Origin of the sequence: Phytohabitans houttuyneae, from assembly GCF_011764425.1 — a bacterium.
In the GTDB taxonomy this organism is placed as follows: domain Bacteria; phylum Actinomycetota; class Actinomycetes; order Mycobacteriales; family Micromonosporaceae; genus Phytohabitans; species Phytohabitans houttuyneae.
In genome coordinates this window covers 339662-353177 of the sequence record NZ_BLPF01000005.1, presented here as the reverse complement: position 1 = coordinate 353177, position 13516 = coordinate 339662, and the positions used below count along the sequence as shown (strand labels likewise).

Genomic DNA, 13516 nt, shown 5'->3' with positions numbered 1-13516 from the left:
GGGGCGGCCTACCAGGCCGGGGCCGCGCCGCAAAACGGCACCGCGTACCAGGCAGGCGCCGCACCGCAGAACGGCACGGCCTACCAGGGCGGCGCCGCGCCGGGGCACTACGGAGCGCCGGCGCCGCGCCACTCCGGCTAGGACCGCGCGATGCGTCTGACCGCACGCGGCGTCGGGCTGCTGGCCGGCGCGGGCCTGATGCTCGTGGCCGGTTTCTGGTTCGGCTACCCGGAGCTCACGGTGCTGGGCAGCGCGGCGGCGATCGCGGTCGGCTGCGCGTTCGCGCACGCGGCGTGGCGCCCGGGGCTGTCCGTCAAGCGGGTCGCCGACCCCGACCGGGTGGCCCGCGGCGAGCCGGCCACGATGACGCTCACCGTCCGCAACACCGGCCGCCTCGCCTCGGCCAGCCTGATCGCCGAAGACCGGTGCGGCGCCAGGCCGGTGCCCGTGCCGCTGCTGCGCCTGCGCCCCGGCCACGACACCACCGTCAGCTACCCGGTGCCGACCGAGCGCCGCGGCGTCATCCCGGTCGGCCCGCTGCGGGTCACCCGCCGCGACGCGCTCGGCCTTGTGTCGCTGGCCCGCGCGCACGGCGATACCACCACCGTGTGGGTGCACCCGCGCATCCACCACCTCAACGCGGTACCGGCCGGCGTCGCCCGCAGCCTCGACGGCCGCCTCGACCGGGTGCCGCACGGCACGATCACGTTCGACTCCCTCCGCGAGTACGTGGTCGGTGACGAGCTGCGCCGCGTCCACTGGCGCACCAGCGCGAAGGTCGGCGAGCTGATGGTGCGCGAAGACCTCGACACCTCGCTGCCCCAGATCGTCGTGCTGCTGGACGACCGCGCGTCGGCGCACCCGAGGGAGAGCGTCGACGAGACGTTCGAGTCGGCGTGCGAGGCGGCCGCCTCGGTGGTGGCGGCCGCGGTGCGCGAAGACGTGCCGGTCACCCTCCAGCTGGTCTCCGGCGGTGGCGGCACGGCCAACTTCCTCGACCAGCTCGCCGAGGCACACCTGCACCGCGACGGCGACCTGAGCGCCGCCACCAACCGCCTGCGCCAGCAGCGCCTCGGCGACACGCTTGTCTTCCTCACCGGACCGGGCGGCGGTGCCGAGCTGGGGCTGGTGGGTGCGCTGCGCGGCTCGTACCCGGCGGTGGTGGTCGGCATCTTCGGCTCCGACGGGCCGACGCCGGCCGCCGTCGACGGCATGGTGGTGCTGGACGCCAAGGATGGGCCGCAGTTCGCCGCCGAGTGGGAGGGCGTCCAGCGGTGGTGAGATTGCTGCGCGCGGCGCCGGTACCCATCGTGCTCATGATCTTGATTGGGTTGTGCGGCGCGGTGCTGGCGCGGATCTACGCCGGCCCGCTGCTCCCCCAGCTCGTCGTCGGCGCCGCGATCGGCTCGGTCGGCGTGAGCACCGCCGCCCGCCGGCTGCCGTCGTGGCTGGTGGCACCGGTGTCGGTGGTCGCGATGGCGATCTACACGGTGATCGCGCTGCGGCTTGCCGCGCAGCGCGCCGAGCTGCCCGGCAGCCTCGCCGAGATCCTTTCCGACGCCGCACGCAATGGCATCCCGCGCCTGCTCACCGCCATGATCCCGGTCGAGCCGACCCCGGACACCGTGCTGGTGCCGGTGGTCGGCGCGTGGCTGGCCGGCCTGGCCGCCACCGAGGTCGCGGTCCGCTCCGGCCGCGTGCTGCTGGGCTACCTGCCGCCGGCCGCGCTCTACGCCGGCGCCCTCTACGTGGTGGGCCCCAACGCCGAGTCCGCGGTGCTGCCGACGCTCGCGTTCGCGGCCGCCGCGGCAGCCGGGCTGGCCGTGACCGGTCGCCCACCGTCGGCGGCGCAGGGCGGCCTCGCCGCGCCGGTCCGGGCTGCCATGCGGGTACGGGTGGCCGCCGGCGCCGCCGCGGGGCTGGCCGCGATCGTGGTGCTGGCCGCGGTCGTCGGCCCCTTCGTCGCCGGCCAGGTGAGCGCGCGGCCGGTCGACCCCCGCAAGTACGTGCAGCCGCCGCAGGTCGACAGCCTCGACGAAAACCCGCTGATCCGCATCTCCGGGTGGGCGCTCAACCCCGACCAGCACCTGCTCGACGTGAGCGCGGCGCCGGGTGGGCCGCTGCGGCTGCGGCTGGCCGTGCTCAACGACTACGACGGCATCACCTGGCGGGTCGGCGCCACGTACCGCACGGCCGGCCGGGTGCTGCCCTCCCCCGCCGTCGCGCCGGACTCCACAGTGGACACCGTGCGGCAGGAGATCACGATCTCCGACCTCACCGGGCGGCTGCTGCCCACCGCGGCCACCCCGACCGCGGTCGACGGCGCCCGCGTCGCGTACGACCCGGGCAGCGGCACCCTCATCCGCCCAGAGGGCCTGCAGTCCGGCCTGCGGTACACGGCCACCTCCACCCGCGAGCGGCCCGACCTCGGCCTGCTGTCCGCGGCCGACGTGCCCTCCGGCCCGGCGGTGGCGCGCGTGCTGCGGCTCGGCGACGGCGTGCCGGAGCAGATCCAGCGCCTGGCCGACCAGATCGCCGACGAAAACGGCGCGCCTTACCAGCGCGCGGTCGCGATCGAGGAGTTCCTCGCCACCCACTACCGGGTCGTCGCCGACGCCCCCAGCGGCCACGCCTTCCCCAACCTGGGCTTCTTCCTCTTCGGCCCGCGCGGCGGTGGCGGGCAGGAGGGCACGTCGGAGCAGTTCGCCGCGGCTTACGCGGTGCTCGGCCGGCTGATGGGGCTGCCGACCCGGGTCGTGGTCGGCTTCCAGTCCGCCACCGGCAGCGGCCCGGTGCGCGGCGCCGACGCGCTGGCGTGGCCGGAGGTGCTCTTCGAGGGGGTTGGCTGGGTCGCGTTCGACCCGATGCCGCAGCCCGAGACCGACCCTCGCCCGGTGGAAGAGGACTTCAAGCCACCCACCGAGCCGCCGAGCGAGCCGCCCACCGAGGCGCCCACCGCGTCCGCCGCCGCCAGCGCCTCAGCCGGCCCGGTCGCCGCGCCGGGCGGAGCCAGCGGCCGACCCACCGCCGCGATCGTGGCCGGCGGGCTCAGCACGCTGCTGGTGCTGCTGATCGGCGGTACCGCGGCCGTCCTGCTCACCATGCGCCGCGGGCTGCGCCGCCGGCGCCTGGAGGAGGGGCCGCCGGCCCAGCGGGTGGCCGGCGCCTGGCTGGAGGTCAGCGACGCGCTGCGCCTGGCCGGCCGCCCCGCCGGCCCGCACCTGGACGCCACCGAGGTCGCGGCGCACGCTCAGGTGGCGGCCGAGGGACGCCGCGCCACCGCGCTGCGGCAAGCCGCGCCGCCGATCGAGGAGCTGGCCGACCTGGTCAACCAGGCCACGTTCGCGCCGTTCGCGACCGACGAGGCGCAGGCGCGGCGGGCCGGCGCGCAGGCCGTGGCCTACGCGAGCGATCTGCGCGCCCGGCGCTCCTGGTGGCGCCGCCTGCTCTGGTCACTGCACCCCGGCCCGCTGCGCTGGCACAAACGGACCTCGGCGGTTGATCAGGGAGTTCGTGGGTCGACACGCCGGCCGACACGCCCACCAAGCCCCTGATCAACGCGGAGTCACCGCCGCCGGATCGGGCTTGGCGACCTCTAGCTGAAACTCGTGCACCCAGTTGGCCGGGCTTTCTGGGTCGAAGTGCAGGCACACCTCGCGGGCGAAACCGACCGGCTGGTAGCCGTTGTCGTCGATCCACCGCGCGAGGATCTCCATGCTGCGGAACGCCTCTTCCATCGGGCCGCGGTGCACGATCGTCGCCGCGGAGTCGATCCCCGGCAGATCCACCACGTCGATGGTGTCGTCCGCCCTCGTGCCGGGCGCCACCTCGACGCCCGCGTGCACCGTCACCGCCTGCCCGTCGGGCTCGGCCACGTAGTAGGCGACCGGCGCGCCGCTGGGGCGGATGCCGGCGGCGCCCAGCCGCTGCCACATCTGCTCGTACAGCGGGACGATCACCGGGCCGATGTCCTCGCCCTCGTAGCTGGCGGCCAGCGCGGACAGCTCCGCGACCCGCGCCGGTGCGACCTGCTTCAACACCACGTCCTCGGTGCTCATGTGCCCCTCCTGCTCGATCATGCGCAGCCGCGCTTCGACGCCCGCGAGCCGGGCGGCGTCCGAGGCCAGCTGCGCCTCCAGTTGTGCCCGGCGCAGCCGGAGCATGCCGTGCAACTGCTCGACCGTGACCTTGTCGTCGAGGACGTCCGCGACCTGGCCGAGCGTCAGCCCGAGGTCCTTCATGGCGATGATCCGGTTGAGCCGGCGCAGCTGGTCGGCCTCGTAGAACCGGTACCCTGTCGCCGGATCCGTCCTGGCCGCCCGCAGCAGCCCGATCGCGTCGTAGTGCCGCAGCATCCGCACGGACACGCGGCCGAGCGCGGCGAAATCCCCGATCCCGAACACGACCTCGATGCTGCCGGCTGACACGGTGTCAGGGTCAAGACCCGATCCGGCGCAGAGGTACGCTCACGCCGGACTGTCCGTGGTTACACCTTGCGAAGAGGCGTCTTTTGACGAACGAACCGGACCACCCTTACCACGTGCTGCTCGTCGACGACGACGAGGCGGACATCGCCCTGATCCGGCAGGCATTCGCCGAGCACCACGCACCGGTGCGGCTGCACGTCACGCACGACGGGGTGGAGGCTCTCGCCTTTCTGCGCCGCGAGGCGGACCACAGCGAGGCGCCGCGGCCGGACCTGATCCTGCTGGACCTCAACATGCCCCGGATGAACGGCCGCCAGGTCCTCGCCGCCGTCAAGTCCGACCAGGCCCTGGCCACGATCCCGGTGGTCATCCTGACCACGTCGGAGCAGCCCTCGGACATCTCCGCGAGCTACGCCGGGCGCGCCAACGCCTACGTCACCAAGCCGATCGACCTTGTCGACCTCGACGCGGCGATTGCGAGGATCTACGACTTCTACGGCGAACTCTCAGCCCGCCCGAAGCGGGACTGAGAGTAGTCGCCTGCTCGCCTTACGCGCGGGCGGGCCCGCGGTAGTCGGGCGCCACGTAGACCGCCCTCCGCTCGCCGGCGCCCTGAGCGAACCGCCGGGTGTAGATGACACGGTCGCCGGCCGGCGCGCCGCCGCCTTCGCCGGCGAGGGCGCCGCCGAGGGACTCGCGCACGCTGTACTGCTGGGGCAGTCCTTCGCTGCCGCGTGCCCGCCGTGACGGGATGACCTCGTGGCGCTCGCCGTGCCAGGGACCGCCTAGAAAGAGAACGTGCATGTGGTGATCGTCTCCTGCTTCGGCCGCGAGGGGCGGCGCGCGAACTCCGGGATCGATGGCCTCGCTCATCGTAGTCGCCGTTTCCCCGGCGGCACCTCCCCCAACGTGGTAGCCTCTACGCTGTTGCGGTTTTGGGACTTCCACGGACTTTGCCAACGCCTGGTAACGAAGACCACCAGGCGTTCTTTGTTTTTCCGGACTTTTTCCGGACGAGGATTGAATCAACACGGCGACTGGGCGCCTACACGGTGTAGGCCCCATCGGCCTTCGACAAGGAGAAAGTCATGGCTACCGGCACGGTCAAGTGGTTTAACGCGGACAAGGGTTTTGGCTTCATCACGCAGGACGGCAACGGCCCGGACGTGTTCGCCCACTACAGCGCCATCTCCGCTGATGGCTACCGCAGCCTCGAGGAAAACCAGCGCGTGGAGTTCGAGATCCAGCAGGGTCAGAAGGGTCCGCAGGCTGCCAACATCCGGCTGATCTGAGCTGAGTTCGGGTTGGCGTCGCCGCGCGCGTCGAGCACGCCAACGCGGTAGGTCCTGCCTACGCGCCGGAGCCGCCGGCTCCGGCCGCCGCTCCTATGTGGAGAGTGCAAGCTGAACACATTGGACGCGCCCGGATTCACCAGCCTTGACCAGCTCCGGCTCGCGCACGCGCCGCTGGTGCCAGAGGTGAGGCTGTTCCTCGCTGAGGACGCCATCATCCTGTGGGCGCGCCTGGAGGCTACCGCGGGCCGGCCCTTGCGCGCGCCCTACTGGGCGTCCGCGTGGGCCGGCGGCCAGGCTCTCGCCCGGTACATCCTCGATAATCCAGCCTCCGTCGCGGGCCGCACGGTGCTCGACATCGCCTCTGGATCCGGCCTCGTGGCGATCGCCGCCGCGCTGGCCGGGGCCAAGGCCGTGACGGCCAACGACATCGACCCGTACGCGATCGCCGCGATAGCCGCGAACGCCCGGATCAACGGCGTCACCATCAGCCCAGCCCCCGGCGACATGCTGGACGGTGACGGCGACGGCGCGGAGGTCGTCCTCGCCGGCGACGCCCTCTACGACGGGCCCATTGCACAGCGGGTCGTGCCGTTTCTGACCCGGGCGGTCGAGCGCGGCGCACACGTCCTGCTGGGCGACCCGGACCGGCGGCACCTGCCGGAGAGCCAGCTGCGGCGCGTCGCCACCTATCACACCCCGGTCGCCGGGCCACCCGAGGACGCGCAGATCCGGCGCGCCGACGTCTTCGCGGTGCAGGCCACCACGGCCGAGCAGGCGTGACGAGCGGATCTCACTAAGTTAGGCTTCCCTAACGTGAGGGACGAGTCGCTCGCTGACCTGCTCGGAGGTCGGCGCGGAGCGGTGGACGCGACGGCACCACCGCTCGCGTTCGCCGCCGGCTGGCTCGCCGGCGGCCAGTCACTGTGGGGCGGCGTGATCGCCGCGCTCGTGGCCGGCGCCGCCGTCGCCGTCTGGCGACTGTCGCGCGGCGCCAAGCCCGGCGCCGCTCTTGTCGGCCTGCTCGCCGTCTGCGTGGCCGCCCTGATCGCGGTCCGCACCGGCCGCGCCGCCGACTTCTTCCTGCTCCAGCTCGTCTCCAACGCCGCCAGCGCCCTCGTCTGGGCGGTCAGCATCGTCCTGCGGTGGCCGCTGCTGGGCGTGATCGTCGGCGCGGTCCTGCGCCAGCGCACCCGGTGGCGCCGCGACCCGGACCTGCTGCGCGCCTACGGCCGGGCAAGCTGGATCTGGGTCCTGCAGTACGCGCTGCGCCTCGCCGTCTTCCTCCCCCTCTACGCCGCCGACCAGGTGGCCGCGCTCGGCGTCGCGCGGGCCGCCCTGACCTGGCCGCTGGTCGCCGCCTGCCTGGCCGTGAGCTGGTGGGTGATCCGCCGCACGCTGCCCGCCGACCACCCGGGCCTGCGCCACCCGGTCACACCCGACCCACCGACGCTGCCCGCACAGTCCGCCGCCACCTCCGAGCCGGCACAGACCGAGGCACGCTAGCGGATCCGCGACCGCCCGGGCCTGCGCCACCCGGTCACCCCCGACCCACCGACACTGCCCGCACAGTCCGCCGCCACCTCCGAGCCGGCACAAACCGAAGCGCGCTAGCGGATCCGCCCGACCGCCGACCACCCGGGCCTGCGCCACCCGGTCACCCCCGACCCACCGACACTGCCCGCACAGGCCGCCGCCACCTCCGAGCCGGCACAAACCGAAGCGCGCTAGCGGATCGGCCCGATCTGCCGCGATGTCCTTCGCACTCGGCGCCGGGGTAGTGGCGCCGATCAAGGGATCGGGCCGCCACTCCCTGGCGGGCCGGGGTGAGATCGCGCACCGCGGAGGTAAGGCTGCGGGATCTCGCCCACCGCGAACGGTGAGGCCGCCAGAACTCGCCCACCGCAAACGGTGAGACCGCGGAAGTCGCCCACCACGAACGATGAGCCGCAGGATCTAACCCACCACGAACGATGAGACCGCCGGAGCCCGCCCACCACGAGCAGACGAGGCCCGCCCCACCGCGGAGGGTGAGACCGCGGGAGATCGCCCACCGCGGACGGTGAGACCGCGGGAGCAACGGTCCGGACCACCGCGGACATCGCGGTAGCTCTGATCTGCTGCTTCTAGCTCCTTCGGCGCTTGAGCATCGACTCGCCCCAGGCCAGATGGGCCTGGACGGCGCGCTCGAACGCCCCGGCCGGCAGCCGCCACTCCCCGTCCTGCGGCGGGCCCATCCGGCGCAGCGCGGGCATCATCGCCTTGCCCCAGCTGAACAGGCCGCCCCGCTTGATCCAGCGCTGCCGCAGCGCGCGCCCGGCCTCGGTGTGCCAGTAGCGGTCGGCTTCGGCGTCGGCGCCGATCAGGCCGGCGGCGAGCAGCCGCGGCACGGCCTGGGTGAGCTCCCGCTCCAGCAGGATGGCGTGGTTGATGCCGTCGGCCTTGGCAACGATCTGGGCCAGCGTGTAGCCGTCGTCCGGCCCGCTCCCCTCGATCGCGGCGAAGACCCACACATCGGCCGTCGTCCACTCAGCCTGCATGACCGCCACGATAGGTACGCTGGTCGAGGCACCGCACCGATCGAGCACCGCTCTCGGATTTCGCGGGGCCGCCTCCCGATCCTGACCCTGCGAGGGACGACCATGCCTGCGTACATCCTGACCGGCACGCCCGGCTCCGGTAAGACCGCGATCCTGCGCCAGCTCGAGCTCGACGGCCACGCCGTTGTGGAGGAGGCCGCCACCGACGTGATCGCGCTGTGGCGGGCGCTCGGGCGGGCCGAGCCGTGGCGCGAGCACGACTTCGTGGACCAGGTCGCGGCCCTGCAGCGGCGGCGCTTCGCGGCCGCGGCGGCGGGCGGCGTCACGTTCTTCGACCGCTCGCCGGTCTGCACGCTGGCGCTGTGCCGCCACCTCGGCCTGCCGCCGTCCCGCCTGCTGCGCGAGGAGGTCGCGCGGGCCGAGGGCGAGTACGAGCGGACCGTCCTCTTCGTGCGAAACCAGGGCTTCGTGGAACGCACCGCCGCGCGCCGGCTCAGCTTCGCGGACTCGCTGACCTTCGAACGGGTCCACGAGCACACCTACCGCGAGCTCGGCTACACGCTCGTCGAGGTGCCGGCGGGGCCGTTGGCGGAGCGGGTCGCCACGGTACGCCGCTCGCTTACGATCTGAACGTGACCGACGAAGCGCCGCTCTCCGAAGACGAGATCCTGGACGTGGTCGACGAGCACGACGTGGTGGTGGGGCAGGCGCCGCGCCGCGAGGTGTACGCGAACCGCTTGCGCCACCGCGCCGCCTTCGTGCTCGCCCGCGACCCGCAGGGGCGGATCTTCGTGCACCGCCGCACCGCGCGGAAGCTTGTCTTCCCGTCGCTGTACGACATGTTCGTCGGCGGGGTGGTCGGCGCCGGCGAGACCTACGACGCGGCCGCCGCCCGCGAGGCGGCCGAGGAGCTGGGCGTCGAGGGGCCGCTCGCGCCGGTGCCGCTGTTCCGGTTCCTGTACGAGACGCCGCAGCACACGTGGTGGTCCGCCATTTACGAGGTGCGGATCGACGGTCCGGTGCGGCCGCAGCCGGAGGAGGTCGACTGGCACGCCTTCCTCACCGAGGAGGAGCTGGACCAGCGGCTGGCCGAGTGGGAGTGGGTGCCGGACGGCTTCGAGGCGTACCGCCGCCTGCGCGAGGTCAGCGACAGGCCGTAGCCGCTCACCCAGCGAAGGTGGCCCGCGTGCGGCAGGCTTGACGGCGTGGAACTCACCGACACGAACTCCACCGTCACGCTGCTGTGCGGCCTCGCCATCGCCGCGGGCATCGTCGGCGTGGTGGTGCCGGTGCTGCCCGGCCTGCTGCTGTGCTGGCTCGGCGTGCTGGCCTGGGCGCTGCTCTCCGACGCGGGCTGGCCGAAGTGGCTGGTCCTCGCCGTCGCCACCGGGCTGGCGGCGGGCGGCACCGCGGTCAAGTACCTGTGGCCGGGCCGCAACCTCAAACGCTCCGGGGTGCCAAACCGCACGCTGCTGGTGGGCGGGGTCCTCGGCCTGGTGGGCTTTTTCGTGGTACCCATCGTGGGTCTTGTGTTGGGCTTCGTCCTCGGGGTGTGGCTGGCCGAGCGGGTGCGGCTGGGTGACCACCGGCAGGCGTGGCCGTCCACAGTGCACGCGCTGAAGGCCGCAGGCCTGTCGATGCTGATCGAACTGGCCGCCGCCCTGGCGATCGCGGCCGCGTGGGGCGGCGGTCTGCTGGTGACCTGAGTGGCCGTGGTGCACTACTGTCCCGGCAAAAGGCCGCGCGTGCAGGAGCGCCCATGAGCAGTCCTTTTCCGCACCGTCCGGAGTATTCGGTCGTCCACCAGGTCCAGCAGAGTCAAGGCGCCAGCCCGTCGTCGCAGTCCAAAGAGGCCGCCTCGCCCGCGTTGAAGAGGCTCGCGACGATCGGCGTGTTCGTGGCGGCGACATCGTTTGTGGCGGCGCCGACCGTGGCCACCTTCGCGACAAACGCGCCCACGGCCGCGACCGCGCTGGCCGGCGCCGACGCGCTCGCTCTGGTCGGCGGCGGGCTGTTGACGGCTGAGCTGGCCCGCCGGTACGCACTGCACAGCGCCGCCCGCCCGAAGACCCTGCCGTCCCCCGCCGCCGCTGAGCTCGAAGACGCGCTCAGGAAGTGGATACCGGACCTGCTGACCAGCCCGCTCTACGGCCCGGAGACCCAGCTGTGGCTGCACAAGCTGCTGCGCGAGCATCCCCACCGCGCCGCATCCGCCATGCGCAAGATGGACAAGACCACGGTGCGGCGGGCTTTGCGCGAGCTCGACGAGGTCGACCCGGTCGCGGCGAGGCTCCTGCGCATGGCCAGGAGCTACTCGGGCCGCCTGCTCATGCTTGTGTCGGATGAGCTGGTTCGGGTCAGCCAGCTGCTGCGCGGGGCGGCGGAGTCGCTGGGCAGGGACAAGTAGGGTTGGCGCTCGCGCGGCGGCCATCCACCGTGGCCGGCTCCGCCGGCAGGGTTGGTGCGGCCCCCGCGCTAGCCGGTCGAGTGCACTTTGAAGGGGTCGTGTTCGGTGAGCAGCTTGTCCAGGCGGGCCTGGTCCACGCGACTGACCACTTCGGAGCTCTCCTGGTAGTCACGGATGCACTTGGCCAGCGTGAACGCGGACGTGACGACGTAGAGCAGCGCGAGGGCCAGAAACGCGCGGATCCAGATCCCGACCGGCAGGTAGACGATCGCGACGCAGGCCGCGAACAGCGAGATGGCGAACGACAGCACCGCCTGCACGAAGAACGCCGTAGTGGTCTTGCGCGGAACCGAGGTGGTCATGCATCGATGGTCGCGGCCGGCGCCGCCGGTTCATTGAGCACGGGTACTCACCGGCGGCGTGTACGAGTACTCCCGTCGAGGCTTCGATGCTGTCGACCTGTTGCTGCCTGTCAGGTGCTGTCGGGCCGGAACAGCCGCGGCGCGAAGTCGATGAGGTTCTTCTGCCACGCGTCCCAGCCGTGCGGACCTGGCGTCACCCCGGCGAACTCGTACCGGATTCCGAGGGTGTCGAAGGTCGCCATCGTGGACAACACAAGCGGGTAGACGAAGTCCGTCACATTGCCGGTGTACATCCGCAGCAGCTTTGTGCCGTCGTTGACCGCCGCGACGTCGAAGCCCGTCGAGTTGAACACCCCCGCGGAGAACGTGCCGATGTACGCGAACTCGCCGGGATGCGTCTTGAGCACGTCGAGAGCCTGGAACCCACCCATCGACAGGCCGGCAAGCGCCTGCCGCGCCGGGTCGTGCGAGATGTGGTACGCCGCCCGGGCCGCTGGGACGATGTTGTCCAGCAACTCCTTCCCGAAGTCCGGCACGTTGCCGTTGCCCATCACCACCACCATCGGCACGAGCTTCCCGTCGCGGAAGCCGTTGTCGAGGATCTGCTTGGCGCGGCCCATCTCCACCCAGTCGGTGTAGTTCTGGCCGCCGCCGTGTTGGAGGTACAGCACCGGATACGGCTCCGCCCGAGCGGGGTCGTAGCCGGGCGGTGTCCACACGTAGGCGGTGCGTTCGGCCGCGACCACGGTGCTGGTGTAGGTCAGGGTCGCAAGCGTGCCGCCCCGACCGGCCCGCACATCGGTCAGCGGTCGGGCGGCCCGTCCGGGGGCGAGGAATGTGCTCCAGGTCGGTTCCGTGGTGATGCGCGTCGGGTTCGCGGTGTCCTTCTTCGACACCAGGTCGACGATGAACTTGTAGTAGTAGAACCAGGGCTTGAGCGGACCCACGGTCCCCCGCCACCGGTCACCGGTACGGGTGAGCGGAACATTGACCCAGCTTCCGCCCGGCGCCCAGTTGCCCCAGAGGGTCACCCGGCCCGCGCTCGCGTACTCGCTGCCCGTCTCGACGGTGACGAAGGTGTCTCCGTTGGCGTCCTGGGTGAGCCACGGCGTCGGCGTGGTGCCCGGAGCCGGCGTCGCGAACTCCCTGATCAACGGCAGGTGGCCGGCACTCGGACGGTGGTCGTGGACCGGCCGGAACAAGCGCGGCAGGAAGTCGGCAAGATTCTCCCGCCAGGTGTTCCAGGTGTGGCCGTCATCCGGGTTCACTCCGTCGAAGTCGTGCCGGACCCCGGACCGGTCGAGCGTGCGCAGGGTCCTGTACGTCGGGTTGTACGCGGGGTCGGTCATGTTCCCGGTGTAGAGGCGCAGCAGCCGGGTTCCAGCGTTGACGGCGTGGCCGTCGATCCGGAGGTGTTCGCTGGTCAGCGGGCCGGCAAACGAGCCCACGTAAGCGAACTCCCCGGGATGGGTGAGGGCGGAGCGCAGCACCTGGGTCCCGCCGGCCGAGGCGCCCGCGAGTGCCCGGCGCGCGGGGTCATCGGCGATGTTGTACTCGCGCCGGACCGCCCGCGCGATGGCGCGCAACTCCTGCCGGAAATCGGGGGCGTTGCCGTCACCCAGCACGACCACCATGGGTTCGATCTGCCGCCGCACGGCGAGGTTGTCGAGAATCTGCTTGGCGCGCCCGAGGTCGAGCCAGTCGGTACGGCTGCGGTCCGCGCCCTGCTGGAGGTGAAGCACGGGGTAGGGGCGGCTGCGGTGCGCGTCGTAGCCGGGTGGAGTCCACACGGTGGCGGACCGCGTCTGCTGCGGCCCGGCCGGATAGCTGACGGTGCCGAGGGCACCGCCCTGACCGGCGGGCACGTCCGCCAGCAGGCTGGCGGAGTCACCCTCGACGAGGAACGTGCTCCAGGTCGGGTCGGAGGTGACCGTGGTGGCGTTGGTCGGGTCCTTGAGGAGCTTGGTGCCGTCGGCCCGAATCCGGTACTGGTACAGCCCTGGCCGCAGCGGGCCGATCACCGAGGTCCAGGCGTCCCCGGAACGTCCAAGGCCCAGGTCCGCGATGGCGAAGGACGGACCGAAGTCCGCTTCGACGACGACGCTCGACACCGTACCCAACGCGCTTTCGAGGTCGGCGGCCGGAATCCGGAACGACACGAAACCGTCGGACACGCTGAGCCACGGGGTCGCCGCCGCCGCCGGCTGGGCTCCGGTCAGCACGACCGTCGCTCCTAGGACGAGGGTGCCGAGCACTGCCAGGCAGCGGCGTACATCGGCGCCGCGTGTCCGCCACCACTGCTGAAACGCACCAGCCATTGCCTAGACTCCTCGCGCTGTCGTGAGCGGCAACCCGAGGTCGGCTCCGTGTTCGTGGCCCAGCGGACCGGCGTGGCCCCGCTTCCGGCCGGCAGGTCGGCTCCGACAACGCCATACCTCGCAGGATGCCCGGCACATGTGAGCGATAACATACCCAAATACATTGGGCT

14 protein-coding genes and 1 pseudogene are annotated in these 13516 nt (G+C 72.3%); 10 read left to right on the top strand and 5 right to left on the bottom strand.

Going from position 1 to position 13516, the window contains the following annotated elements; translation table 11 throughout:
* Positions 1–150 precede the first annotated feature (150 nt).
* Together Phou_RS50330 and Phou_RS50325 are read left to right on the top strand one after the other, a co-directional pair.
* Entirely contained in the window at positions 151–1281 is a 1131-nt protein-coding gene (locus tag Phou_RS50330; RefSeq protein ID WP_173072091.1) for a DUF58 domain-containing protein, read from the top strand.
* Positions 1235–3554: pseudogene (locus Phou_RS50325) on the top strand (transglutaminaseTgpA domain-containing protein). The gene Phou_RS50330 and the pseudogene Phou_RS50325 overlap by 47 nt, the downstream one beginning before the upstream one ends.
* On the opposite strand, the gene Phou_RS50320 reads toward Phou_RS50325, so the two are convergent.
* On the bottom strand, positions 3555–4403 hold the full coding sequence (locus tag Phou_RS50320) for a MerR family transcriptional regulator (RefSeq protein ID WP_173072211.1): 849 nt from the start codon (positions 4401–4403) through the stop codon (positions 3555–3557).
* A 107-nt stretch (positions 4404–4510) separates the two neighbouring features.
* Between Phou_RS50320 and Phou_RS50315 the strand changes: the two genes are divergently transcribed.
* A complete protein-coding gene (locus Phou_RS50315) occupies positions 4511–4957 on the top strand; it encodes a response regulator (protein ID WP_173072089.1) in 447 nt (148 codons plus the stop codon).
* Positions 4958–4976: 19 nt separating this feature from the next.
* On the opposite strand, the gene Phou_RS50310 is transcribed toward Phou_RS50315, so the two are convergent.
* Positions 4977–5231: a hypothetical protein gene (locus Phou_RS50310; RefSeq protein WP_173072087.1), complete on the bottom strand. Its 255-nt coding sequence runs from the start codon at positions 5229–5231 to the stop codon at positions 4977–4979.
* 284 nt (positions 5232–5515) lie between these two features.
* Between Phou_RS50310 and Phou_RS50305 the strand changes: the two genes are divergently transcribed.
* The 3 genes from Phou_RS50305 to Phou_RS50295 all read left to right on the top strand — a co-directional run bounded on the left by Phou_RS50305 (position 5516) and on the right by Phou_RS50295 (position 7225).
* Entirely contained in the window at positions 5516–5719 is a 204-nt protein-coding gene (locus Phou_RS50305; RefSeq protein WP_173072085.1) for a cold-shock protein, read from the top strand.
* A 120-nt stretch (positions 5720–5839) separates the two neighbouring features.
* The gene (locus Phou_RS50300; protein ID WP_173072083.1) at positions 5840–6502 is read left to right on the top strand and encodes a class I SAM-dependent methyltransferase; all 663 of its coding nucleotides are present in this window, start codon (positions 5840–5842) and stop codon (positions 6500–6502) included.
* Between the two features lie 33 nt (positions 6503–6535).
* Positions 6536–7225 (top strand): DUF3159 domain-containing protein, encoded by a 690-nt coding sequence (locus Phou_RS50295; RefSeq protein ID WP_173072081.1) that lies wholly within the window; start codon positions 6536–6538, stop codon positions 7223–7225.
* Between the two features lie 620 nt (positions 7226–7845).
* On the opposite strand, the gene Phou_RS50290 is transcribed toward Phou_RS50295, so the two are convergent.
* Positions 7846–8259: a hypothetical protein gene (locus Phou_RS50290; RefSeq protein ID WP_173072079.1), complete on the bottom strand. Its 414-nt coding sequence runs from the start codon at positions 8257–8259 to the stop codon at positions 7846–7848.
* A gap of 102 nt (positions 8260–8361) precedes the next feature.
* Between Phou_RS50290 and Phou_RS50285 the strand changes: the two genes are divergently transcribed.
* Genes Phou_RS50285 through Phou_RS50270 form a run of 4 tightly spaced genes read left to right on the top strand, consistent with a single transcriptional unit; the run spans position 8362 to position 10666 of the window.
* Positions 8362–8889 carry an AAA family ATPase gene (locus Phou_RS50285; protein ID WP_173072077.1) on the top strand — a complete coding sequence of 176 codons (528 nt, stop codon included), beginning with the start codon at positions 8362–8364 and terminating at the stop codon, positions 8887–8889.
* 2 nt (positions 8890–8891) lie between these two features.
* Entirely contained in the window at positions 8892–9419 is a 528-nt protein-coding gene (locus Phou_RS50280; protein ID WP_173072075.1) for an NUDIX domain-containing protein, read from the top strand.
* Between the two features lie 45 nt (positions 9420–9464).
* The gene (locus Phou_RS50275; RefSeq protein WP_173072073.1) at positions 9465–9965 is read left to right on the top strand and encodes a DUF456 domain-containing protein; all 501 of its coding nucleotides are present in this window, start codon (positions 9465–9467) and stop codon (positions 9963–9965) included.
* Positions 9966–10018: 53 nt separating this feature from the next.
* Positions 10019–10666 carry a hypothetical protein gene (locus tag Phou_RS50270; protein ID WP_173072071.1) on the top strand — a complete coding sequence of 216 codons (648 nt, stop codon included), beginning with the start codon at positions 10019–10021 and terminating at the stop codon, positions 10664–10666.
* A gap of 68 nt (positions 10667–10734) precedes the next feature.
* Here Phou_RS50270 and Phou_RS50265 read toward each other — a convergent pair whose 3' ends face one another.
* Both Phou_RS50265 and Phou_RS50260 read right to left on the bottom strand, forming a co-directional pair.
* The gene (locus Phou_RS50265; protein ID WP_173072069.1) at positions 10735–11028 is read right to left on the bottom strand and encodes a YiaA/YiaB family inner membrane protein; all 294 of its coding nucleotides are present in this window, start codon (positions 11026–11028) and stop codon (positions 10735–10737) included.
* 110 nt (positions 11029–11138) lie between these two features.
* On the bottom strand, positions 11139–13346 hold the full coding sequence (locus Phou_RS50260; protein WP_173072067.1) for an alpha/beta hydrolase: 2208 nt from the start codon (positions 13344–13346) through the stop codon (positions 11139–11141).
* Between the last annotated feature and the right edge of the window lie 170 nt (positions 13347–13516).